This is a genomic window from Myroides gitamensis, from assembly GCF_029894455.1.
GTDB lineage: Bacteria > Bacteroidota > Bacteroidia > Flavobacteriales > Flavobacteriaceae > Flavobacterium > Flavobacterium odoratum.
Window position 1 is genome coordinate 3776094 of the sequence record NZ_JARYHN010000001.1, and the last position, 25337, is coordinate 3801430.

Sequence of the window (25337 nt, forward strand, 5' to 3'; positions counted from 1 at the left end):
AACAAGGAAGGTCTATGCATGCATAGACCTTCCTTGTTTTTATAGAGATTTTATTATTTCATCTATATCAACTCGATTCATATAATTAGAATCGATAAACGTATAAGTAATGGTTCCCGTTTGATCCAATACAAAAACAGCAGGAACTGGTAGTTCGTTGTTCTCATTTTCATTGAAAGAAGAAAGTGTAATACCTAAATTTTGATAGATAGGTAGTACGAAGTCTTGCAAGGGAAAAGATATACCCAATTGTTTAGCTAAACTATTGTCTGGATCGGTCAATACATCAAAACCTAGCGCATGGTTGTTTTTTAATTCTTCATTATACGTTGCCATCTGTGGTGAAATAGCAACTAATGTAGCTCCTTTTAGGTCGTGTAAACGATCTTGTAAAGCTTTTAATTCAAGATTACAGTACGGACACCAATTTCCTCGAAAGAAAGCAAGGATAACGTTTCCTTTTTTCAAGAGTTCTTTTAGTTCAACTGGCTGATTAAACGTATTCGGAAGTTTAAAATTAGGAAAAACTTGGCCTACTTTTGGAGCTTGATTTTCTAATCCTTGACTTTTTAAATCGGCAATGGATTGACCAAAAGCTTCCAGTATTTCTGGAGGTAATTGAGAAGCTAGATTTTCATTTAGCGCTTCAATTTGTTGGACTAATGTTGTCATGTTTACGATATTTTACCTGCAAATTTTTTGAAATAAAAGCAAAATAACAATACCGCATATTTTTGTCCCTAAGGGATAAAAAAGTCAATATTAAAGTAGGGGAGGGATGTCGTCAAAAAAAGATAAATAAAATTTGATAGCCGAAGAGGTAGTCCTTTATCATCTCAGGGAATGTGAATGGATAAAAATATAATTTTTACACCATTTCCTATTTTACTCTTGGTCCATTCACCGTAAACTGTGCTTGCTCTAAGTTTTTTTGTACTTGATCTGCCAGCAGTTCACCGTAAACCAAAAAAAAAGACCTAATCGTTAGATTAAGTCCTTTGGCTTAGTAGCGGGAACAGGACTCGAACCTGTGACCTTCGGGTTATGAGCCCGACGAGCTGCCTACTGCTCTATCCCGCGCTATTGTGGTACAAAGATACAAACTAATATGAGTACAAACCAAGTAAATCAAGGAAAAACTTTTGATAAAAAAGTTTGAGTTAGTCTTTGTTTGTTCTAATCTGCTGGGCAATAGGGGGATGTGTGGCGATATTTTTTTTAAATTATTTGAGTATGTTGTTCGTTTGGTCGTATAATTGGCTTTTTTCCTCTAAAACAGCAATAGCATTGGCACTGATGTAAGGTTGTAACGTTTTAAATTTCGCTTCAGGCCAATCATAAAGGTTTAATTGTAGTAAGCGTGTGATGGTTGCTTCATCAAATCTCGTTTTGATGGGCTTTGCAGGATTGCCTGCTACAAGTGTATATGGAGCTACATCTTTAGTGACTACTGCTCCGGAGGCAATTATAGCTCCTTCTCCTATCGTAATGCCAGGCATAATCATTGCACGCATACCAATCCAAGCTCCATCCCCAATGAGGGTATCTCCTTTTCCTTCATAAGATTCTACTATGGTTTCAATAAAGGGATATAAGCTGAACCAATCAGTGCGGTGTGTATTATTACCCCCCATTAAGATTACGGCTTCTGCAGCAATGCAAACATAAGAACCAATATAAAGTTGATCAATGGGCCAAGCGGGTTCCCATTGGCTCGCACTATAAGCATCTCCATATAAATAGCGTACAACACTTTCTTCAAATGAACCACTCCAAGCGGCACTGTAATAACTTGTACTTCCTTTAATGTGTATATTGGGATTTTTAACCGTTTCGTGTAAATATTCTACTATCGACCAATGTTTTTGGTTTGTAATCATAAAATTGTATTTGCTTTAAAAAAGATAAAGCTAGTAAAATCGCATATAAATCAAAATTTTGATCCCTAAAAAAGCCTTTTGGGAAGGATTTAAGTCGAGTTCTTTCATTTTTTTTCAACTATCTCATTGATAAAAACTACCTTTGTAGCGAAAAATATATTTTTATGGCACATAAAGCTGGATTTGTGAACATTATAGGTAATCCCAATGTAGGGAAATCTACCCTAATGAATGCATTAGTAGGAGAGCGATTATCAATAATTACATCAAAAGCACAAACAACAAGACATCGTATTCTAGGAATTGTAAATGAAGAGGAGTATCAAATTGTATTTTCGGATACCCCTGGTATTATTAAACCAGCGTATGAATTACAAGCTTCGATGATGGACTTTGTAAAATCTGCTTTTGAAGACGCAGATGTCTTGATTTATATGGTAGAGGTTGGAGAAAAAGAATTGAAAGACGAAGCTTTTTTCAATCGCATTATTCACTCTAAAGTGCCTATCTTATTGTTGTTGAATAAAATTGATAAATCCAATCAAGTTCAATTAGAGGAACAAGTAGAATTGTGGACATCAAAAGTGCCTAATGCTGAGATTTTTCCTATTTCGGCTTTAGAGAAATTTAATACACAAGCCGTATTTGATCGCATTTTGGAGCTAATTCCAGAATCGCCCCCTTATTATGCAAAGGATGCTTTGACAGATAAATCAGAACGTTTCTTTGTTAATGAAATCATTCGCGAGAAGATTTTATTGAATTACGATAAAGAGATTCCGTATGCTGTAGAAGTTGAGACAGAAGAATTCTTAGAAGAAGAGGAGATCATTCGCATCAAAGCCATTATTATGGTGGAACGCGACACACAAAAGGGAATTTTGATTGGTCATAAAGGAGCTGCATTGAAAAAGGTAGGAATTGCTGCCCGTATAGAAATGGAGAAATTCTTTGATAAAAAAGTGCATTTAGAGCTTTTTGTGAAGGTGAATAAAGATTGGAGATCGAGCGATTATCAGTTGAAACGTTTCGGATACAATCAAAAAAAATAGAGAAATTAAATAATAGCGTCAAATATTGCATTGAAATATTAACTTTGCGAGATATTTAAATAGTATATGAGTAGTATAGTAGCCATAGTTGGGAGACCAAACGTAGGGAAATCCACTTTCTTTAATCGATTGATTCAAAGGAGAGAGGCAATTGTAGATTCGGTTAGCGGGGTAACCCGTGATAGAAACTACGGCAAATCAGAATGGAATGGAAGAGAGTTTTCTGTCATTGATACAGGAGGATATATAAAAGGTTCTGATGATGTTTTTGAAGAAGAAATCAGACGCCAAGTAGCATTAGCTATTGAAGAGGCTGATGTTATCATATTTGTAGTTGATGTAGAGGAGGGAATTACTCCAATGGATGCTGAGGTAGCTAAATTATTACACCGTGAAACAAAACCTGTTTTTGTTGCAGTGAATAAGGTAGATAGTGGAAAGCGCATGGAAGATACCTATGAGTTCTACAATTTAGGATTGGGTGAAATTTATCCAATTGCCGGAATGAGCGGTAGTGGAACAGGTGATTTATTAGATGAAGTAATCAAAGTATTGCCAGAAGAGGAAGTAAGAGAAGAGAGTGAAGATGGAGAACTACCTCGTTTTGCAGTAGTAGGACGTCCAAATGCTGGAAAATCAAGTTTTATCAATGCTTTAATTGGCGAAGATCGTTATATCGTAACAGATATTGCTGGTACAACAAGAGATGCCATTGATACGCGTTTTACGCAATTCGGATTTGACTTTAATTTAGTTGATACTGCGGGGATCCGTAGAAAGACAAAAGTAAAAGAAGATTTAGAGTTCTATTCTGTTATGCGTTCTATTCGCGCCATTGAACACAGTGATGTTTGTATCCTGATGGTAGACGCTACGAGAGGGTTTGAAGGACAAGATCAAAATATTTTCTGGTTAGCAGAGAAAAATAGAAAAGGAATTGTTATTTTAGTAAATAAGTGGGACTTGATTGACAAGGACACACTAACGTCAAAACAATTCGAGGATAAAATTCGCGAAAGCATTGCTCCGTTTACGGATGTGCCTATTGTGTTCACGTCAACTATTACAAAACAACGTTTATTAAAAGCGTTAGAAACTGCAGTTCAAGTATATGAAAATAGAAAAAATCGCATTTCTACGTCTAAATTTAATGAAACGATGTTGCCAATCATTGAACATACTCCTCCTCCAGCAATCAAAGGAAAGTATATCAAGATTAAGTATTGTATGCAGTTGCCAACACCATCGCCTCAATTTGTGTTTTTTGCTAATTTACCTCAATACATTAAAGATCCTTATAAAAGGTTTGTTGAGAATAAATTACGCGAAATCTATGACTTTAGCGGTGTGCCTATTGATATCTATTTTAGACAAAAATAATTGTAATTATACTAAAATATACGGTCTTTGTTTGTGAGAACAAAGACCGTTTTTTATTGCTATGAAGAAACTAATTTGCATCTTAACTGTTTTTATTACCCAGCTGATATTCAGCCAATCAACAGTTATCTTCAAAGGCCAACTGACGGATTCTGTGAAAAATCCATTAGAAGCCGTTACGGTTTATCTCGTGAAAGAAAAAGACAATGCTGTACTAGAATACAATATGTCGAATGCGGAAGGAAAGTTTGATTTAAAAATAAAACTACCAGAGGAAAAAATACTCTTCAAAGCCAGTATGGTTGGATTTAAACCTTATACTAAAGCAATAGAGAAAACAGGAGAATCAACCTATGACTTAGGGGTAATACGCTTACAAGAATTGGTAACGAGTTTGGATGAGTTAGTCATTACGGCAGATGTACCTCCAATTCGCGTGAAAAAAGATACCTTGGAGTTTAATGCGTCTTCTTTTTCCGTTCGCCCTGATGCTAATCTTGAGCAATTGTTGAAGCAATTGCCCGGTTTTCAGATCGATGAAGACAAAAAAATTACAGTAAACGGCAAGGAAGTAAAGGAGATATTGGTTAATGGAAAACCGTTTTTTGGAGAAGATGGTAAAATTGCTTTAGAAAATTTGCCTTCGGAAATTATCAATAAAGTTCAGGTAACAGATAAGAAAACGAAAAAAGAAAAATTTACTGGAGAGCGAGCAAAATCAGAAGATGCCAGTATCAACATTACGATTGATGAAGAGCATAATAAGGGATACTTCGGAAAGATAACTGGAGGGTATGGCTCAGATGAACGATATGAAAGTAGTTTGTTCTTTAATACGTTTTTCGATAAAACTCAGTTGAATGTGATAGGTTCTGCCAATAATATTAATGCTATGGGTTTTTCAATGGATGAGGTGTTTGATAATATGCGGATGGGGAAGAGCTCGGGCGGAATTACAGAATCGAGAATGTTAGGGGTAAACTTCTTACAAGATATCAATACCAAGCTGAAGGTTAACGGTAGTTATAATTACAATTTTTCGGATACTGAAAGTAAAAATCGATCAACAGTAACACAGTTTTTACCTTCTGGAGAGTTTGTGAATAATTCGGAATCGGCATCTAATAGCGACTCGGAAGGGCATTCTGCGAATGTGTCGATAGATTATATAGGGGAGAAGGATTCCTTTTATATTATGCCTAATTTTCAAACCAACTATTCCCGTTCAGTAACGAGCTCGAAAGATCAAGCCCTTAATGAAGTAGGGGAGTTGTTGAATGATAGCGAATCTAATGCAACAAGTAAGGGGGATAGTAATTCTTTTTCCAATGCGATGCGCTATATGCGAAAATTGAAAAGAGATCGACAGTTCTTTACACTTGAATTTATGAACACAAATAGTGTAAATACGAGTGATGCGCTACAAGAATCAACGACGCGTTTTTATAAATCGGAACAAGAAGATGATATTCGCCGTCAGTTTCAAGCACAAAATAATACCAATGATACCTACCGTTTTGCGATGGAATATAGTCAGCCGATTACAGATTCATTGACGTTGTTGGTGGGGAGTAATTGGGATCGAAATCAAACAATTACGGATTCAAAAGTATTTGATTATGATGAAGCAACACAGGAGTATTCAGAGTTAAATACATTGCAAACGAATCGTTATAATACGGTTCAGACAACAGTAGCACCCTACGTAGGATTGAATTATAAATATAAAAAGTGGTTTGCTGATTTTAATACGTCTACGAATATTGTTAAGAATAGTGTAGAGGCCTTATATAACAATCAGATTTACTCTTTAGATAAGAAATATATCGACCCGAATGTGCGTCTTAATTTGAGTTATGCTATGGGAAAGGGGAGTTATTTCTGGATGATGTATAACTATAATGTCAGCTATCAAAGTGCAACGCAATTGTTGGATATTGTAGATATAAGTAATCCACTACATACGTCGGTAGGAAATCCTGATTTGCGCCCAACAGGGAATCATGGGGTGAATCTGAGTTACCGATCATATAACTTCCAAACGCGATCGGGTTATTCGCTGAATGGTAATATCAACTTCATGAATAATAGCATTGTGAATGCTGTAGATTACGATGAGGATAGAAAGAGTATCTCTACGTATAAAAACGTTTCTGGAGCATATAATTGGTCTTTATATGGGTCTTGGTATCGATCAGAAAAATGGGAGGCCTTGACGATGCGTTATGGTATTAATTTGCGTTACAATCAGAATGTCAATAAAGGATATATTGATGGAGTAACGTATGATGCAATTACCAATGGAATAAGCCCAAGGGTATATGTAAATTTGGATTACGGAGAATTGTTTCGAATTTCACCTTCATACAACTACAATAGAAGTTGGTCGAGCTATAAGAATTTTACTATAGATCGTGCAAGTAATTTCGTTCACAATGCAGCATTGGAAACAGTGGTGTATTGGCCGAGTAAATTCACCATAGGGAATGATTTTACGTATACCTATAATTCTCAAATTGCTTCAGGCTACAATCGAGATTTTTATATGTGGAATGTGAGTTTAGCATATGAGTTTTTTAATGACCGCTTTAAAGCTAAAGTTAAAGTATATGATATGTTGAATCAAAATACAAGTTCAAGACGAACAATTGATGCGACATCTATTGTGGATTCAGAAAGTTTAGTGCTTAAACGCTATGTGATGTTTTCTTTGACGTATAGTTTAAAAGCGTTTGGAAGTAAAGAAATGAGAGGGAATAGAGGAAGCTTTGGTGGGCCAGGAGGCGGCCGTAGAGGAACTGTTATACAAAGAGGAGGATATTAAAAATAAATAAGGGGGATGTTGATCAACATCCCCCTTATTGTTTTATTTGATGGATTACCAGCTTCCACTTGATCCACCACCAGAGAAACCTCCACCTCCGAAGCCGCCGCCGAATCCGCCGCCGCCGCCAAAGCTTCCACCTCCACCAAAACCTCCGCCTCCGGAGCTTCTGCCAAGGTTACTGAGGATAACCATGCTGGTTAAATCATCTAAGAAACCACGGTGACCAGAGTTGCCTCGACCACCTCCATTGTTTTTACCTTTGTTAAATAGAATCGTACCCACTATCAAAGCGATAATCGCTATCAAGCAAAATAATCCTCCTATTTCATTGTCGCCATCCATACGAGCATCTTTATCTGCTTGGTATGTTCCGGCAAGCATTTCCATAATTCCATCTACTCCTTCATTAAGACCCGCATAGTAATCCCCTCGTTTAAACTCTGGAATAATCCTATTTCGAATCAATTCTCCTCCTTGTCCTGCTGTAATTTGCACTTCAGCACCATACCCAGGGTAAATGCCTATTTGCCTTTCTTCCGCAGCCATTAGGATTAAAACACCATTGTCTTTCCCCTTTTGACCAATACCCCAAGTTTGCCCCCATTTAGGCCCTAGGATACCAATACTCTCTCCTTTTAGAGAAGGAATGATAATGACTACAATCTGCGTTGAGGTTGTATCACTATAGTTGATTAACTTTTGTTCTAATGCTTTATTTTGTTGACTGCTTAGAAGTTGAGCATAATCATATACTGCTGTTTGTTTCGTACCCGTGGGCTTGGTTGGAATATCAAATTGCGCATAATTGACTTGTGACCAAAGTAAAAGGAAAGCAAATACAACAAATGATAGGACTCTGTTCTGTAGTTTTCGCATGTTGAGTTAAGCTTTTGATATTTCGTTTGATAGTTCATTTTTGTTTTCGCCTTCAGCAGGGAAATACACTTTTAATTGACTACCTGCTTTGAGAATCCCATAAATAAGTCCCTGTTTGAATAATCCTTGTTTGAAGTGATTAATAACAAGTTCTTTGGTTCCTTCCCAAAAATTTTCTGCCTTTACGCGTTGATCAATTCCTTTGTCGCCAAGAATCACAAAAGCTTTGGAGCTTAAACAGATATAGAACAAAACCCCATTTGCATGTGTGGTTTTGTCCATAGCAAGTTCAAAAAATACCTCCTGAGCTCTTGTATAGGGTTCTTTTGTTGTTTTTGTTTCAATGTGAACCCTGATTTCTCCTGTGGTATTTTTCTCCGCTTGTGTAATGGCCGCTATAATTTCTTGTTCATCCGAAGGACTTAGAAATTGATGAATTGGTTGCATAATCAATTAGAATTTTACTTTTGGTGCATTTTCAGCTCCAGCTTCTGCTTTAAAGAATGGTCGTTCTGCATAGCCATTCAAGAAAAATTTATTAGGTACTTTTAAAATATATCCATTATACACTTGTACTGTCTCATTGAAGCGACTACGCTGTGTAAAGATTTGATTTTCAGTACTCGCTAATTCATCTTGTAATTTCAAGAAGTTTTGATTCGTTTTTAAGTCAGGGTATTTTTCTACCGTAACTAATAAACGTCCCAATGCACTAGAAACTCCAGATTGAGTTTGTTGGAAGTTTGCTAATTGTGCTTCTGTCATATTTGTTGGATCAATAGAAACAGAAGTTGCCTTCGCTCTTGCATTCACAACTGCTTCTAAGGTTGATTTCTCAAAATCAGCTGCTCCTTTTACTGTTTCTACTAAGTTTCCAATTAAGTCATTTCTTCTTTGGTAGGCACCTTCAACATCTGCCCATGATTTATCCACGGCTTGTTTGTGTCCTAAAGCTGTATTTTGATAATTCATGGATAACAAGAAGTATCCCCCAATTAATACAACTAATACGATGATAATAGGTAACGCTTTTTTCATTTGTTTTTTTCTGTTTTAAAGTTCGTTTTTTATACTTATTAATGTTTCTTTGATGTATTCTAATCGCTTGATAATTTCAAGGTTGTCCACGGCTTCTTTTGGTTTGAGTTTCAGTTGTTCCTTGGCTCCCTCTAAGGTGAATCCTCTCTCTTTGACTAGATGGTAAATTAATTCAAAGTTTTTGACATCCTGTTGCGAGAACATGCGATTCCCTTTGGCATTCTTTTTGGGCTTGATGATGTCAAATTCTTTTTCCCAAAAACGAATCAAAGAAGTGTTGACGTCGAAAGCTTTTGCAAGCTCGCCAATACTGTAATATCTTTTTTCAGGTAAATTAACTTTCATTAGTCTAGAGATTGATTTTCGTGATTAGCTTCTTGTAATAATAATTCAAATTCTTTGGCTGAAATATCGCCATAGTAGTAATTCAATGGGTTCACAGGATTTCCTTTGTAGTGAACTTCATAGTGTAAGTGCGGACCAGAACTTCGTCCTGTACTTCCTGCATAACCGATGATATCCCCTCTTTTTACGGTCTGTCCTTGTTTAACATTATACTTACTCAAGTGGGCATAACGTGTTTGATAGCCATATCCGTGTTCCACCTCAATTAAATTTCCATAACCAGAAAGTTGGTTGTTGGCTCTTGTTACTCGTCCATCTCCCGTTGCATAAATAGGCGTTCCGATGTTGACAGAAAAGTCCATACCCGAGTGAAACTTCTTAATCTTCGTAAAAGGGTCACTGCGATAACCATACCCTGAAGCCATGTGTTTTAAACTTTCATTCTTTACGGGTTGAATAGCCGGAATAGCTGCTAATAATTTTTCTTTTCCTTTTGCTAGATTAATGATATCATCCAATGAACGTGATTGTATTGCGGTTTGTTTAGCAATGAGATCGATTTTTTCAGTCGTCAATCGCAATAATTTTTCGTTTTGTAAATTCTTAAACTCTTTATAGCGATTAATTCCTCCCAATCCCGCTTTGCGTTGCTCCTCTGGAATAGGAGCGGTGTTGAAGTAAGCCCTGTAGATTTCGTTATCACGAACTTCAAGTTCATCTAAAACTTCCGCAATAAGATCAATTTTTTTATTGAGTAAGGTATAGTTGGTTTTAAATTCTGCAACTTCTCTCTCTAACATTTTCTCTTTGGGTGTCGCTAGGATATTTGAATTAATTAAAATAAATAATCCCAATAAACCAAAGACAGCCGCAGATAGAATAAACAAGAATATGTTTACGATTCTCTTAGAAGATTTGGGACGTATTCTGTGAAACGCTAACTTTTCGGAATCGTAATAATATTTTACCTTAGCCATAATTTAAAAAACACTATTTTTGCACTAATTTTGTAGACACCCTTGTTTGGTTTAAAAAGGCGTTAAACAACAAATTTAAACAATGTTTTGGTTTAATACTTGGTTAAATAACAAATGGGAATAAAAAATTAACACATTTTGTTGGTCAATACAGGGTTATGCAATATAATTAGCAAGTTATTTAAATGTTTGATAGAAAATATTAGTTTCCGAAAATATGAAATCACAAGAAATTCGTCAGAAGTTTTTAAACTTTTTTGAAGAAAAGGGACATTTAATCGTTCCTTCAGCACCGATCGTTTTAAAAGACGATCCAACTCTAATGTTTAACAACTCTGGGATGGCCCAGTTTAAAGAATATTTTTTAGGAAACGCCACGCCGAAAAGCAAACGTATAGCAGATACACAAAAATGTTTACGTGTTTCTGGAAAGCACAATGACTTAGAAGATGTAGGTTTCGACACGTATCACCATACGATGTTCGAGATGTTAGGGAACTGGTCATTTGGAGATTACTTCAAAAAAGAAGCAATCGCTTGGGCATGGGAATTTTTAACGGAAGTTTTAAAACTAGAAAAAGATCGCCTATATGTGTCTGTTTTTGAAGGAAATCCTGCTGAAAATGTACCATTTGATCAAGAGGCTTTTGATCTATGGAAACAGTATGTAGCCGAAGACCGTATTATTCTAGGAAATAAAAAAGATAACTTTTGGGAAATGGGAGATCAAGGACCTTGCGGACCTTGTTCTGAAATTCACATTGATTTGCGTACTGATGCAGAAAGAGCAGCCGTTTCAGGTTTCTCTTTAGTTAATGCGGATCACCCTCAAGTAGTAGAGATTTGGAATAACGTATTCATGGAATTCAACCGTAAAGCGGATGGTTCTTTGGAGAAGTTACCAGCACAGCATGTGGATACAGGAATGGGATTTGAGCGTTTGTGTATGGCTATGCAAGGCGTAACATCTAATTATGATACAGATGTATTTACACCTTTAATCCGAAAAGTAGAAGAAATTACTGGATTGAAATACACAGACAATACAGTAAAAGACATTACAGAACAACAAAATAAAACCAATATTGCCATTCGCGTAATCGTGGATCACGTTCGTGCAGTTGCTTTCGCTATTGCTGATGGACAATTACCATCAAATAACGGAGCTGGGTATGTTATTCGCCGTATTTTACGTCGTGCAATTCGCTACGGATTTACGTTTTTAGGCACAAAAGAACCTTTTATCTACCAATTAGTTGAAGTGCTAGCCGTACAGATGGGAGCTTTCTTCCCTGAAATTGTTGCACAAAAAACGTTGGTTGAAAATGTAATCAAAGAAGAAGAAGCTTCATTCTTACGTACGTTAGAACAAGGGTTGCATTTATTGGATCAAGTGATTGAGAAAACGAATGGAAAGGTAGTAGATGGAGCAAAAGCATTTGAATTGTATGATACTTTTGGATTCCCTATTGACTTAACAGCGTTAATCCTAAGAGAAAAAGGATTCGAATTAGATGAGAAAGGATTTGAAGTTGCCATGAATAAACAAAAAACACGTTCAAGAGCAGCATCAGAGGTATCTACCGATGACTGGACGATTCTAATTAGCGGTAATGTAGAGCAATTTGTTGGTTATGATCAATTAGAAAACCAAGTAAAAATTACGCGTTACAGAAAAGTAGATAGCAAAAAAGATGGACAATTATTCCAATTGGTACTTGATGCAACGCCATTCTATCCAGAAGGTGGAGGTCAAGTAGGAGATTGTGGATTAATCGTTTCTGCGAATGAGGCTATTCAGGTTATTGATACTAAAAAAGAAAACAATTTAATTTTACATATTGTAAGAGAATTACCTGCTAATGTAGAAGGAACTTTTACAGCAAAAGTAGATGTAGATGCTCGTCAACAATCCATGGCCAATCACTCGGCAACTCACTTATTACACCAAGCGTTGCGTACAATTTTAGGAACGCATGTGGAGCAAAAAGGTTCTTTAGTGTCTCCTACACATTTGCGTTTTGACTTTTCGCACTTTGCTAAAGTTACTGAAGAGGAATTACAACAAGTGGAAGATTTCGTTAACAGTCGTATTCACGAGCAATTACCGTTAATTGAAAGACGCAGTATTCCTTTTAACCAAGCAGTAGCTGAAGGTGCAATGGCGCTTTTTGGTGAGAAATACGGAGATGAAGTACGTGCTATTCGCTTTGGTGAAAGTATGGAATTATGTGGAGGAACGCACGTTCAAAATACCGCTGATATTTGGCAGTTTAAAATTGTAAGTGAAGGGGCTGTAGCAGCTGGAATTCGCCGTATTGAAGCGATTACCAATAAAGCGGCAAGAGCTTTTTATGCAGACCAAGAAAATACGCTGAAAGAATTAAAAGCAGTTTTGAAAAATCCACAAGATACGTTGAAAGCAGTTGTGGCTCTACAAGATGAAAATGCAAAACTTAAAAAACAAGTCGAGCAATTGTTGAAAGAGAAAGCTAAGAATCTAAAAGGAGAGTTGAAAGGACAAATTCAACTGATTAATGAAGTGTCTTTCTTAGCTGTAGAAGTAGATTTAGATGCGAATGGAGCAAAAGATTTAGCTTATGAATTAGGAAGTGAGTTGACTAATCTTTATGTGGTGTTTGGATCTAATGCCAATGATAAACCAATGTTAACGTGTTACGTTTCTAAAGAAATTATTGAGGTAAAAGGATTAAATGCAGGTCAAATCGTTCGTGAATTAGGAAAATACATCCAAGGGGGTGGAGGAGGACAAGCTTTCTTCGCAACAGCAGGAGGTAAAAATCCAGCTGGAATGAAAGAGGCTATCAGTCATGCGATTGATTATTTAAAATAATATAATGATAAAAAAAAGATTCCTATTCGTAGGAATCTTTTTTTCTTATACCTAGTAGAAATGAATTTTAGTACCGTTGTTCCCTTATCCTATACAGGAAAAAAGATTACTTATGAAGATAAAATCCTTTGTCTAGGCTCTTGTTTTGCCGTTAATATTGGAGAAAAGTTTAAAGCGTACCAATTTCAGCAAACTATCAATCCTTTTGGTATTTTATTTCATCCAAAGGCTATAGAAAAGTTGGTGGAATATGCAGTGAAAGGGTATGAGTTTACTGCTTCAGATGTTTTTGAACATCAAGAAATTTGGAGTTCTTTTGTTGCGCATTCAGATTTAAATGAACTGGAACAAGAGGATATCGTTACTAAATTGAATGTCAAATTATTCGATTTACAGGTAGCCTTACGAGAAAGTACTTTCATTACGCTTACTTTTGGTACAGCTTGGGTATATGCAGTAAAAGAAACTGGAGAGATTGTAGCAAATTGCCATAAAGTACCGAATACACAGTTTGAGAAACGTTTGCTCTCTTATGAAGAAGTGTTGGCGAGTTATCAACACATCATTACATTGATTCGCACAGTGAATAGTGAGGCTCAAATTTTGTGTTCTATATCACCTGTACGTCATATCAAAGATGGTTTTGTGGAGAATCAACGCAGTAAAAGTATTTTACTTGCTGCTTTGCACTGTGCATTTGATGCTTTACAAGATACGAAAGTAAGCTATATTCCCGTTTATGAAATGATGATGGATGAATTACGCGATTATCGTTTCTATAAGGAAGATTTGATCCATCCCAATGCTATTGCGATTCAATACATCTGGGAACGCTTTGTTGCGCATTATATCGATGAACAAATGTATGCTGTAATGAAAAAAGTCGATGAGGTTCAGAAAGGATTGAATCATCGTCCTTTTAATCCAACTGCAGAACAACATTTGAAGTTTTTAGATACGTTAATTGAAAAAATTGACGATTTATTAGAACGCTATCCGTTTATGAGTTTTAGATAATTAATGTAAGTTATGAGAAAAGTATTCAAAGTTGTATTTTCTTTCTTTATTGTGCTATTCTTCATGTTTATGGGAGTAGTGGTTTATCAATATACATTCGGTAAATCAACGAGTAACGTAGAATATAATTCGGATTTGATTCAGGAACAATTGAAAAACGTGAGTAAATTGATTGTAACTGAGGCGAATTATACACAAGTCATGACTTATCAAGATCAACAGAAGTATTTGTTGAATCTTGTTTCTTTTACAAAAAAAGCAGTAGTTATTGTTAATGCAAAAGCAACTGTTGAGTATGATTTAACGCAGTTGCAATACCAAATTGACGAAGAACGCAAGGTAGTTCAGTTGTTGCATATTCCAGAACCAGAAATTCACATTTATCCAGATTACAAATTATACGACGTAGAAACGAGTACATTCAATCCATTTACTGGAGCAGATTACAATAAGATTAATGCCAAGATAAAAGAGGATTTACAACGCAAGATTGAGCAATCTAGCTTAAAGTCAAATGCAGAAAATCGTTTGACAAGTGAATTGGGAAAATTATTAGTCGTGACTAATATGATGGGATGGCGTTTGGAATATCAAGGAAATACCATAAAAAAAGAAAGTGACTTGTCAGTCACTTTCCCTATGTAATTTATGCTTGTTCAATGATACTTACTCCGTCTACAATCAAATGAGCAACCTTTGGTCTTTCAACTTTCAATTGTTTTAGGCGATTCATCGCTTTTTGATAGAGCGCTTCCTCTTTGTTTCGTTTAGCTAGTTCTAGAATCTCAACAGTTAACAACCAATCTGAAGAATAAGTTGAAATCAACGTATCTAAAATGGTGTTTAAATCGGTTGCTTTGTTTTCTTCACGCATCAAACGAACCGCTTGGTAAAGTCCTTCTAATTTTATTTTTTCTTCGTCTCTTTTGGCTTTAATTGTTTTAGATGAAGGAACGTGGTTGACTAAATCAAAACTCTTATAGTCTGCAGGTCCAGAAAAAGCAGAAATTATATCTGCACCCACGGCCATATCATACGTACCCCATTCAGGTTGGAATAAAATCGTATCACCGTGTTTAACCGTACAATCTCTAAAGCTAATTAAAATAATTTTGCCATGGATATTGCGGATACCTGTAATATTTGTTCCAGAGACAGTAATATCGCCCTCAAATTCTAATGTCACAGGTTGTCCTTCAAATAAGTTATAGGCTTTTAAATCACGTGGACTCATATCTTCAATGGCTAAGTTGATGCCTTTTAAACGACCTAAAGCCGTACCAAAACCATGAGGATGTGTTTCTGTTCCGTGTCCAACGAGTTCTTTTTCTCTATAAGATAATGCTGTGGCTCCAGTTGTTTGTACATATGCAGGTTTACCTTCATGCTCAATTACATTAGTAAAGTGTCCTGAAATCTGAATACCCGTATTCAATTCAATAGTACCTAAGGCTTTGGAGTCGATTAATTTCTGAATACCCTCTAATCCACCTTTGCGCAATGCCATTTTGTTGGCGAAATTCTCTAAGACTTCACTTAAAAATGCGAAATCTGGTGTTACATAGAGTTGTGGTTGAGGTTTAGTGATGTCAAAACCTTGAGTGGCTGCTTCAATTGTGTATGGCAGTTTAACTACGTTATCCGTCATACACCAAGCGCTCTCGCCAATAGAAGATAAAAGTCCAGCCCCATAAATTTTAGGATTGTCCACGGTTCCAATTAAACCATATTCTACAGTCCACCAGTGTAAGTTTCGAATTAAAGCCATTTCTGAAGGTGCTGTTGTAATTGCTTGTAAGCGATCAACTTCATCTTCTGCCTTTTTAATATCTTCTTCAGCTACACCTTCAGCTTCTTTTAAGATCGATAATAAACGGATAGCTTCGTAAATTTCATAATCATGAGCGGATGAAATGGCTTTACAACCAATTTCTCCAAAACGTCTTAAGTATTCTGCGTATTCAGGATTAGCAATAATAGGTGCGTGTCCAGCTCCTTCGTGAATGATGTCAGGAGCAGGGGTGTATTCAATATTTTCTAATTGTCTAATGTCTGAAGCAATAACAAGTACTTTGTAGGCTTGAAATTCCATAAAGGCATTAGGTGGAATAAAACCATCTACTGCGACAGCTGCCCAACCAATTTCCTTTAAGATTCTATTCATACCATACATACTTGGAATTGATTCAACCGAGATTCCTGTTTTACTTAATCCTTCCAAATAAGTGTCGTGAGCTACTTTAGATAGGTAGTCGACGTTTTTACGCATGACGTAGCGCCATACCGCTTGGTTGATAGGAGTATAATCCTCATAGTCTTGTGGCTTGATAAATTGCTTCAAGTGAGGAGGTAATCGGTCTATTAATTCGTTGCTTTCGTATTCTTTTGCGTTCATAGTATTCTAAAAGTAGTTTGGTTGCGGTAAATATAAGGAAAAAGATGAATGTATTAAAAGCTCTTATCTTTTCTAGCGATAAAGATGTAAAAGTTGAAATAAAAGGAATATTTTACGATTCGCTAAATGTTAAAATATAATAATGATAATTATATGGTTAAATATTTTGTTTTATAATAATTAATGTGTTAAATATTTTAGCTAAAAACAAGGTTTATTATATAATATTCGGGTGTTAGTGTAGAATGTTAGGGAACATTAAAGATAATATTAACTAATTTTTTTTTTAGTTTCAAAAATGTTTTTATATTGCAACACAATTATTAACTAATTAAAGCAAATATTTATGAAAAAATTATTTATGTTTTTGGCTGTAGCTGGTTTGGCTACATTCGGAGCTTCTTGTAGTAGCGACGATAGCAAAAATGATGATCCAAAGCAAAAAGACTTAGTCTTATCAGGAAAAACTGACGTAAAAGAAGGTGACGCTGTTACATTTACAGTAAAAGTAGGTGACAAAGCAGAAGCTGGAACTGATCTTTATGTTGCAGGTGAGAAAGTTTCAAATCCATACACTTTTACTAAAAAAGGAGAATTCAAAGTTCAAGCTAAGAAAAATGGTTTCAATGACAGTAATGTATTAACTGTTAAAGTATCAGATAAAGATGTTGTAGGTCCAGATCCTAAAACATTAGTGTTGTCAGTAGTTGGTGGTAATGAAGTTACGGTTGGACAAGAGGTTGTTTTCCTTGTGAAAGACAATGAAGGAGCTACTGTGACTGGTGCAACTATTAAGAAAGCTAATGCTACAGTTGCTAATCCATGGACTGCAACAGAGGCAGGTACATTTAAATTTGTTGCTTCTAAAGATGGATATGAAAACAGTAATGAAATATCTGTTGTTGTAAAAGAAGCTCCAGTTCTAGGAGAAAATTTTGTTAAAATTGGAAATGATGCTCAAAGTATTACTGTAGCTCAAATGAGTGTAAATGCTCAAAATATTAATGGGCAATGGGCAATTTATGAGTATGAAAATGAAGAAGATCCTACTGCAGCGCCTTATGCAATTTTCAATGTTAGATTAGGTTCTGTAGATGCAGCAGGTGAAAACTGGGTGTATCAAAATAATAACTTATTAGTGGTAGAGCAAACAGATCCAGAGTATTATCTTTTCCCAGGAAGTTCAGAAAATAATGTATTATTTGGATCTTCTAGAATGATTAATTTTACAAATCCTCAAAATCCAGTTGTAATTCAATTTGCTTTTGCAGATTTAACAAATATGAGATTTACTAGAATTGAGCAAGGACAGTCTGCAGAGACAAAACTTGTTTATGCGATAGGTAATAATGAGGCTGAAGTAGATTTCAACGGAAGTTTAGGTACTAGTATTGGAGTTATTCCAGTTGATGCTAATGGTAATCCAGTGGCTACTGCTAGATCAAATGATGGACGTAAAGTATCTTCTATTACTATTCCAGTTTCTCAGTTAGTAAGAAAAAAATAATTTAGATTAGGAATAATTAATATCTTATAAAAAAGAGGGTGACCCAAAAAGTCACCCTCTTTTTTTGTAAAATATCCCATCTTGAAATAAGGATGTTTGATTAAAATGCACTCAAAAATATTATAGCTAAGTTTAAGAAATAACACTTACAGAGAGTTGAGTCTTTCCGAGACAAAATTAGATTGGAGTTTTACTTTGAGTTAGTTGCCCTTATTTGATTGCAAAAATAGAATCACTTGGATTGTGAGAATAAAAGTTAGTTGAGCAAGGGTTTCTGAAGTTTTGTTTATGTGGCGGTTGAAGCAAAATGAATATGTTTTTTGCAAAAAAAAACAGTAGTAAAATTCATTTACTACTGTTTAATGCTTTTGCTTTAAATTGAAGTTATTTATTTCTTTACTTCAGGCGGATACGTACTCAATATCTTCTGTACAAAGTCCTGAATTTTAGCTTCTTTCTTTTCAGGTGTATTGGCGTTGTCTATATAGCCTGTCCCAATACCTTGCCAGATTAAAGCCTTTTTATTTGTGTCGATGAAATCAATATAGAGTTTTCCTTCTATTGATGTGGATACTGTTGTTGAATTAGGACCCCAATAAGGAGCATAACCCCATCCATAGTAGCCATATCTCGAGTAGAAGTAATCGTTGTTTGTGGTAACGTTTACTTGCTGTTGTGATTTAGTAAAAATATTTACTAACAATTGAGGGTTACTATCTGTTTTAGTAAAACCTTTAGCCGTCATTTCTTGGTCAATCGCAAGAAGAATGCGTTTTTTATCCAAGTCGTTTAATTTTACATTGTCAATACCTTCTTTAAAAAAAGCATAGGTTTTGTATGCTGTAAAATTGATGTTTTTGTCATAATCGGCACTAACACGTACACTACTACAAGAAGCTGTAAAAATACTGACAGCTGCAAGAATTAGAAATTTTGATACCGTTTTCATCGCTTACTTATTTTTGTGAGTTAATTTAATAAACTATCATCAACGATATTTGGGATAGTAACTTTTAATAGCGGTTCAATCTCCATGGCACGCTTAATTGCAAAAGTAGCCTCTTTGTTTCGAGCCCAATTGCGTCGTGCAATACCGTTGTTTACATCCCAGAATAACATAGATCTTAATTTTTCATCGGATTCTTTAGAGCCATCTAAAAGCATGCCAAATCCTCCGTTGATCACTTCTCCCCATCCAACGCCACCACCATTGTGGATAGAAACCCAGGTAGCACCTCTAAAGCTATCGCCAATTACGTTTTGAATAGCCATATCAGCGGTGTATCTAGAGCCGTCATAAATGTTGGATGTTTCACGGTATGGGGAATCTGTTCCCGATACATCGTGGTGATCACGCCCCAATACTACTGGGCCAATTATTCCTTCTTTAATCGCTTTGTTAAAAGCTTCTGCAATTTTAATTCGACCTTCTGAATCAGCATATAAAATACGTGCTTGTGATCCAACAACTAGTTTGTTTTCTTGTGCACCTTTAATCCAACGGATATTATCAGCCATTTGTTGCTGAATTTCTGTTGGTGAGTTTTGCATAATATCCTCCAATACAAGGCAAGCAATTTCATCTGTTTTAGCTAAATCTTCTGGTTTTCCTGAAGCACATACCCATCGGAAAGGACCAAATCCATAATCAAAACACATCGGTCCCATGATATCTTGTACATAACTAGGATATTTAAAATCGATGCCATTTATAGCCATTACCTCTGCTCCAGCTCTAGAGGCTTCTAGAAGAAAGGCATTTCCATAGTCAAAGAAATAGGTTCCTCTAGCGGTGTGTTTATTAATTGCAGCTGCTTGTCTGCGTAATGATTCTTGTACTTTTTCTTTGAATAAAGTTGGGTTATTAGCCATCATGTCATTTGCTTCTTCAAAAGATAGCCCTACAGGGTAATATCCTCCAGCCCAAGGGTTGTGTAAAGAGGTTTGATCAGATCCTAAATGAACAAATAGGTTGTCTTCTGCAAATTTCTCCCATACTTCAACAATATTTCCTTGGAAGGCAATTGATACGATTTCTTTGTGCTCTTGTGCTTGTTTTACGCGTTGTACTAATGCATTGAGGTCTGTAACCACTTCATCCACCCAGCCTTGAGAATGTCTCGTGTGTACTGCTTTTGGATTTACTTCCGCACAAACGGTAATACATCCTGCAATATTCCCTGCTTTAGGTTGTGCTCCACTCATTCCTCCTAATCCAGAAGTTACAAATAACTTACCTGCTAGGTCTTCACCATTTTTAGCAATTTTACGACCTCCATTTAATACAGTGATTGTTGTTCCATGCACAATTCCCTGTGGGCCGATGTACATATAACTTCCAGCTGTCATTTGACCATATTGCGTTACACCTAAGGCATTGAACTTTTCCCAATCATCTGGTTTAGAATAGTTCGGAATCATCATTCCGTTGGTTACTACGACGCGTGGTGCTTTAGCATGTGAAGGGAATAATCCCATCGGGTGCCCTGAATACATGACTAACGTTTGTTCGTCCGTCATTTCAGCTAGATAACGCATGGTTAGTAAGTATTGTGCCCAATTTGAAAAAACGGCCCCATTACCACCATATGTGATCAATTCATGTGGGTGTTGTGCAACTGCATAATCCAAATTATTCTGAATCATCAACATAATTGCTTTAGCCTGTGTAGAATTTCCTGGATATTCTTCTATTGGTCTTGCATACATCTTGTAATCGGGTCTAAAGCGATACATGTAAATACGACCATATGTTTCTAATTCTTCTTTAAACTCTTGGATTAACTCGGAATGATGTTTAGCATCAAAATAACGTAAAGCATTTCGCAAGGCAAGTTTCTTTTCCTCTTCTGTCAATATTTCTTTGCGTTTCGGAGCGTGATTAATTGCCGGATCATACTCCTTCTTTGCCGGTAGCTCATTTGGAATTCCTTGTAGAATTTGTTCCTTAAAAGTCATTTTCTGAGTTTTTTGTGATTAATTATTTATGTGTTTTTTAAGTAAAAACCTAAAAACTATTAACTAGTTTTGTTGCGTAGTCTAGCTTTGGATTTTGACTCGTTTTTGCGTAGGTAAGTTACTAAAAACTCTTGTATTATTTATTTTAATATTTATACAAAAAAAAACGTTTTTAGTTAAACCTATCGTAAATTAATCGATTGTAAATGTGATAGGTAATGATAGATTTGTTTTCAAAAGAGGAGGTGCCAACGGTAAAAGTAGAACGTTCATTCCACAATGGAATTGAATTGTTTATTCGCAGAGAAGATCTGTTGCATCAGGAAGTGTCGGGTAACAAATTCCGAAAATTGAAATACAATATGGAAGCAGCTGTGTCAGAAGGGCATCGGCAAGTGTTGACTTTTGGAGGAGCGTATTCCAATCATATTGCAGCAACAGCTGCTGCTGGAAGAATTCTTGGCATGCAAACCATTGGTGTAATTCGAGGAGAGGAAATCCAAGAAAACTACCGAGAGAACCCAACGTTGAAAAAAGCGGAAGAGGATGGAATGCGTTTTAAATTCGTAACGCGAACAGAGTACAGAGCGAAAGATTCAACTGCTTTTCTAGCCAAGTTAGCAGAAGAGTTTGGCGATTTTTACATGGTTCCAGAAGGAGGAACAAATGAAAAGGCAATCAAAGGGACGGAGGAAATTTTGAAGGAAGAAGATGGAATTTATGATTATGTGTGCTGTGCAGTAGGAACTGGAGGTACGATAGCAGGAATTATCAATCGTTCTTTTTCACATCAGCAGATTATTGGTTTTCCTGCATTGAAAGGGGATTTTCTAATGGAGGAAATTAAGAAATATGTAAACAAAGAAAACTGGAGATTGGAAACAGCGTATCACTTTGGAGGATATGCGAAGTATAATGCAGATTTACTGCAATTTATACGCCATTTTGAACGGGATACGGGAATTCTTTTAGACCCAATTTATACAGGTAAACTACTTTTTGGTATCTTTGATTTAATTGAACAAAATCAATTTAAAAAAGACAGTAAGATTCTCGCTATTCACACGGGGGGCTTGCAGGGGTGGAATGAAAAAATAAAATAGCTATATGATTAAAAAAATCCTTTTACTGTTCTGTTTACTCGCACTTGTAAGTTGTGGGGTGAAGAACAATTCCAAACTTACGGGGAGGAAGTCGAAAACGAAAGAGTTGGTCTCTAAGGAGCAATATCGAGCACAACAAAAAAAGGTTGAAGAACAACGTCGCATTCAAGATGATGCGAAACGAGAACGAGATAAACGTACAGCAGCTAAAAATAGTGAGACTTTAGAAGCTACTTCGCGAATTTCAGTGACTGCTGATATGATTCAGGATTATATTTTACAGTATAAAGACATTGCGAAGGACAACATGTCTTCTTATGGTATTCCTGCAAGTATTACCTTGGCACAAGGGGTATTGGAATCTGGATCAGGACAGGGAACGCTGAGTCGAAATGCAAACAATCACTTTGGGATTAAATGTCATAAAGAATGGGATGGACCATCTGTTCGTCATACCGATGATGCGCCAGATGAGTGTTTTAGAAAATATGATGCGCCAGAGGAATCTTATCGCGATCACTCTCAATTTTTGGTGTCACGTAGCCGTTATAATGATTTATTTCTCTTAGAAAAAGACGATTATGAAGGATGGGCACATGGTTTGAAGAAAGCAGGTTATGCAACAGATCCTAAATATGCTAATAAGTTGATTAGCTTGATTGAACGTTATACTTTGGATCAATATGATCGTGAAGTATTGGGATTGACTTCACCAAGACCTAAGAAAGAAATAGAGAAGAAAGCAGAAACGAAAGTGGAGACCAAAGTGAAGGCAGAAACTAAAGCTGGAGCTAAAACCCATGTCGTTCAAAAAGGAGATACCTTGTATTCGATATCAAAAAAATACAATACAACTGTAGCAAAACTACAGAAAACAAATAAACTTGATGGGACTAATCTATCGATTGGTCAACGCTTAAAATTATAAAACACTATGTTATATCAAAGAAGTAGTCAGCTTTTTGCAGAAGCTGAAAAAGTTATTCCTGGTGGAGTAAACTCACCAGTTAGAGCATTCAAATCTGTAGGGGGAACTCCTATATTTGTTCAAGAAGCTAAGGGAGCTTATTTGTATGATGTGGATGGAAATAGACTCGTTGATTATATTAATTCTTGGGGTCCAATGTTGTTGGGACACGCGTATCCACCTGTAGTGGAAGCGGTAATTGAAAAAGCTAAAAAGGGTACTTCTTTTGGGATGCCGACAGAAATAGAAACAGAAATTGCTGCATTGGCGGTTTCTATGGTACCTAATATTGATAAAATACGCTTTGTGAACTCTGGTACAGAAGCGTGTATGAGTGCGATTCGTTTAGCGAGAGGCTATACAGATAGAGAAAAGATAATTAAATTCAAAGGGTGTTATCATGGACATTCTGACTCCTTTTTAATTCAAGCAGGTAGTGGCGCGGTAACATTTGGTTCGCCCAATAGCCCTGGTGTAACACAAGGAACGGCAAAAGATACTTTATTAGCTACGTATAATGATTTAGCAAATGTTGCTTCTATTTTAGAAGCCAATAAAGGCGAGGTAGCGGCTATTATTATTGAGCCTGTTGCTGGAAATATGGGATGTATTCCTCCAAAGCCTGGTTTTTTAGAAGGATTACGTCAGTTATGTGATACGCATGGAACGTTGTTAATTTTTGACGAAGTAATGACGGGGTTCCGTTTGGCACGTGGTGGAGCACAAGAATTATTTGGTGTTCGCGCTGACTTGGTTACTTTTGGAAAAGTAATTGGGGGTGGATTGCCAGTGGGAGCTTTCGCAGGTTCTGCTCAAGTAATGGATTATTTAGCGCCTGTTGGACCTGTATATCAAGCGGGAACACTATCAGGTAATCCTTTAGCAATGGCTGCTGGATTGGCGATGTTACAAGCAATTAACAATGATTTAGCGGTGTTTGAGCGCTTAGAAGAAAAAACAGCGTATTTAGAACAAGGAATACGTCGTGTATTGGAAGCAAAACAAGTAAAGTATACGATTAACCGCGTAGGATCCATGATTTCTGTGTTCTTTGATGAACGAGAGGTGGTCGATTTTGATACGGCAGGTTATGGGAATAATGATCAGTTTAAAACATTCTTTCACGGCCTGCTAAAAGAAGGGGTATACATTGCTCCATCTTCTTATGAAACGTGGTTTATTACGGATGCTTTGACGTATGACGATTTAGACTTTACGATTCAAGCAGTTGAGAAAGTATTCGCTTAACAATAGGATACAAGCATATAAAAAAAGACTCTTTTTACTAGTAAAAAGAGTCTTTTTTTATATGCTATAATTCTAATTTTAACTGATCAGGTAAAAGTTTGAATGATTTTCGATGATATTTACAAGGACCGTATTCTAAAATAGCCGCTCGGTGTTCTTGGGTTGGATATCCTTTATTTTTTTTCCAATTGTACATAGGGAATTCTTCGTGGATTTGATTCATGTAATCATCCCGATACGTTTTTGCTAATACAGATGCAGCAGCTAAACTTAGGTATTTAGCATCTCCTTTGATAATACACTGATGAGGAATAGAGGGAATGGGGGTAAATTTATTTCCATCTACGATTAAGAAATCAGGTATAGGATGTAGTTGATGTACACTTTCATGCATGGCTTTTATGGCAGCATGTAAAATGTTTAATTCTTCAATAACATCTTCGTGTAAATGAGTTACGCCATAACTTAGAGCCTGCTCTTCAATAATGCTTCTTAAAGCATAACGATTTTTAGCCGAAAGTTGTTTGGAATCATTTAAGATCTCATTGGCGAAATCTGGAGGAAGAATGACAGCAGCAGCAGTTACTGGGCCAGCAATACATCCTCTACCAGCTTCATCTGTTCCGGCCTCATATTGTGATTCTGAAAAATGATGTAATAACATAAGCAAAAATATGAAGAACAAAGGTAAGGTTCTACAAGTGAATCCAAAGGCTGAAAAGGTAATATTTGCTAAGAAATCCATTAAATAAATCATAACAACTTAAAATTTAACATTTGATGAAAGTTATAGCCTTTTGGCTTGTTTTGCCTTTGTTCGTTGATAGCTAGTTGGTTGTGTTTTTTTGTGAAAACACGAGCGATTTTGTTGCTGTTAAATGTGAAGAGAATGATAAGGCTTTATTAAGTTTTT

21 protein-coding genes and 1 tRNA gene are annotated in these 25337 nt (G+C 36.1%); 10 read left to right on the plus strand and 12 right to left on the minus strand.

Annotation, left to right across the window (positions count from 1 at the left end; translation table 11 throughout):
- Positions 1–39 precede the first annotated feature (39 nt).
- From M2306_RS16775 to M2306_RS16785, 3 genes are all read right to left on the minus strand, one after another.
- Positions 40–672, minus strand: a complete 633-nt coding sequence (locus M2306_RS16775; RefSeq protein WP_115091765.1) for a peroxiredoxin-like family protein — start codon at positions 670–672, stop codon at positions 40–42.
- 335 nt (positions 673–1007) lie between these two features.
- Positions 1008–1080, minus strand: a tRNA-Met gene (locus M2306_RS16780).
- 143 nt (positions 1081–1223) lie between these two features.
- Positions 1224–1880, minus strand: coding sequence for a CatB-related O-acetyltransferase (locus tag M2306_RS16785; RefSeq protein ID WP_259188878.1), 657 nt, complete (start codon positions 1878–1880; stop codon positions 1224–1226).
- Positions 1881–2044: 164 nt separating this feature from the next.
- On the opposite strand from M2306_RS16785, the gene era reads away from it, so the two are divergent.
- The 3 genes from era (at position 2045) to M2306_RS16800 (ending at position 7136) form a co-directional block, all read left to right on the plus strand.
- Complete coding sequence (era, locus tag M2306_RS16790; RefSeq protein WP_002987618.1) at positions 2045–2932, plus strand: GTPase Era; 888 nt, start codon at positions 2045–2047, stop codon at positions 2930–2932.
- A 66-nt stretch (positions 2933–2998) separates the two neighbouring features.
- Entirely contained in the window at positions 2999–4312 is a 1314-nt protein-coding gene (der, locus tag M2306_RS16795) for a ribosome biogenesis GTPase Der (RefSeq protein WP_002987617.1), read from the plus strand.
- Positions 4313–4373: 61 nt separating this feature from the next.
- Complete coding sequence (locus M2306_RS16800; RefSeq protein WP_259188877.1) at positions 4374–7136, plus strand: outer membrane beta-barrel protein; 2763 nt, start codon at positions 4374–4376, stop codon at positions 7134–7136.
- Positions 7137–7190: 54 nt separating this feature from the next.
- On the opposite strand, the gene M2306_RS16805 is transcribed toward M2306_RS16800, so the two are convergent.
- The 5 genes from M2306_RS16805 to M2306_RS16825 are packed head-to-tail and all read right to left on the minus strand — an operon-like array spanning position 7191 to position 10375.
- Complete coding sequence (locus M2306_RS16805; protein ID WP_002987615.1) at positions 7191–8015, minus strand: TPM domain-containing protein; 825 nt, start codon at positions 8013–8015, stop codon at positions 7191–7193.
- A 6-nt stretch (positions 8016–8021) separates the two neighbouring features.
- The gene (locus M2306_RS16810; RefSeq protein WP_115091761.1) at positions 8022–8462 is read right to left on the minus strand and encodes a TPM domain-containing protein; all 441 of its coding nucleotides are present in this window, start codon (positions 8460–8462) and stop codon (positions 8022–8024) included.
- Positions 8463–8468: 6 nt separating this feature from the next.
- Positions 8469–9053, minus strand: coding sequence for a LemA family protein (locus tag M2306_RS16815; RefSeq protein ID WP_002987613.1), 585 nt, complete (start codon positions 9051–9053; stop codon positions 8469–8471).
- 15 nt (positions 9054–9068) lie between these two features.
- Positions 9069–9398 carry a MerR family transcriptional regulator gene (locus M2306_RS16820; RefSeq protein ID WP_002987612.1) on the minus strand — a complete coding sequence of 110 codons (330 nt, stop codon included), beginning with the start codon at positions 9396–9398 and terminating at the stop codon, positions 9069–9071.
- Positions 9398–10375 carry a M23 family metallopeptidase gene (locus M2306_RS16825; RefSeq protein WP_115091760.1) on the minus strand — a complete coding sequence of 326 codons (978 nt, stop codon included), beginning with the start codon at positions 10373–10375 and terminating at the stop codon, positions 9398–9400. Before M2306_RS16825 ends, M2306_RS16820 begins: the two co-directional genes overlap by 1 nt.
- A 217-nt stretch (positions 10376–10592) precedes the next feature.
- On the opposite strand from M2306_RS16825, the gene alaS reads away from it, so the two are divergent.
- Genes alaS through M2306_RS16840 form a run of 3 tightly spaced genes read left to right on the plus strand, consistent with a single transcriptional unit; the run spans position 10593 to position 14891 of the window.
- The gene (gene alaS, locus M2306_RS16830) at positions 10593–13229 is read left to right on the plus strand and encodes an alanine--tRNA ligase (RefSeq protein WP_259188874.1); all 2637 of its coding nucleotides are present in this window, start codon (positions 10593–10595) and stop codon (positions 13227–13229) included.
- A 60-nt stretch (positions 13230–13289) separates the two neighbouring features.
- On the plus strand, positions 13290–14246 hold the full coding sequence (locus tag M2306_RS16835; protein WP_115091758.1) for a GSCFA domain-containing protein: 957 nt from the start codon (positions 13290–13292) through the stop codon (positions 14244–14246).
- Positions 14247–14258: 12 nt separating this feature from the next.
- Complete coding sequence (locus M2306_RS16840) at positions 14259–14891, plus strand: DUF4230 domain-containing protein (RefSeq protein ID WP_259188873.1); 633 nt, start codon at positions 14259–14261, stop codon at positions 14889–14891.
- 1 nt (position 14892) lies between these two features.
- Here the strand turns inward: M2306_RS16840 and M2306_RS16845 are convergent, their stop codons facing one another.
- On the minus strand, positions 14893–16641 hold the full coding sequence (locus M2306_RS16845) for an aromatic amino acid hydroxylase (protein WP_115091756.1): 1749 nt from the start codon (positions 16639–16641) through the stop codon (positions 14893–14895).
- A 361-nt stretch (positions 16642–17002) separates the two neighbouring features.
- On the opposite strand from M2306_RS16845, the gene M2306_RS16850 reads away from it, so the two are divergent.
- On the plus strand, positions 17003–18148 hold the full coding sequence (locus M2306_RS16850) for a hypothetical protein (RefSeq protein WP_259188872.1): 1146 nt from the start codon (positions 17003–17005) through the stop codon (positions 18146–18148).
- A gap of 388 nt (positions 18149–18536) precedes the next feature.
- Here M2306_RS16850 and M2306_RS16855 read toward each other — a convergent pair whose 3' ends face one another.
- Positions 18537–19097 (minus strand): DUF4136 domain-containing protein, encoded by a 561-nt coding sequence (locus M2306_RS16855; RefSeq protein WP_115091754.1) that lies wholly within the window; start codon positions 19095–19097, stop codon positions 18537–18539.
- 20 nt (positions 19098–19117) lie between these two features.
- The gene (gene hutU, locus M2306_RS16860) at positions 19118–21106 is read right to left on the minus strand and encodes a urocanate hydratase (protein WP_259188869.1); all 1989 of its coding nucleotides are present in this window, start codon (positions 21104–21106) and stop codon (positions 19118–19120) included.
- 218 nt (positions 21107–21324) lie between these two features.
- On the opposite strand from hutU, the gene M2306_RS16865 reads away from it, so the two are divergent.
- Genes M2306_RS16865 through hemL form a run of 3 tightly spaced genes read left to right on the plus strand, consistent with a single transcriptional unit; the run spans position 21325 to position 24424 of the window.
- Positions 21325–22209, plus strand: coding sequence for a 1-aminocyclopropane-1-carboxylate deaminase/D-cysteine desulfhydrase (locus tag M2306_RS16865; protein ID WP_115091752.1), 885 nt, complete (start codon positions 21325–21327; stop codon positions 22207–22209).
- A 4-nt stretch (positions 22210–22213) separates the two neighbouring features.
- The gene (locus M2306_RS16870) at positions 22214–23137 is read left to right on the plus strand and encodes a glucosaminidase domain-containing protein (protein WP_259188867.1); all 924 of its coding nucleotides are present in this window, start codon (positions 22214–22216) and stop codon (positions 23135–23137) included.
- A 6-nt stretch (positions 23138–23143) separates the two neighbouring features.
- Positions 23144–24424 (plus strand): glutamate-1-semialdehyde 2,1-aminomutase, encoded by a 1281-nt coding sequence (gene hemL, locus M2306_RS16875; protein WP_259188864.1) that lies wholly within the window; start codon positions 23144–23146, stop codon positions 24422–24424.
- Between the two features lie 64 nt (positions 24425–24488).
- Here hemL and rnhB read toward each other — a convergent pair whose 3' ends face one another.
- Positions 24489–25088 (minus strand): ribonuclease HII, encoded by a 600-nt coding sequence (rnhB, locus tag M2306_RS16880; RefSeq protein WP_259188952.1) that lies wholly within the window; start codon positions 25086–25088, stop codon positions 24489–24491.
- Positions 25089–25337 lie beyond the last annotated feature (249 nt).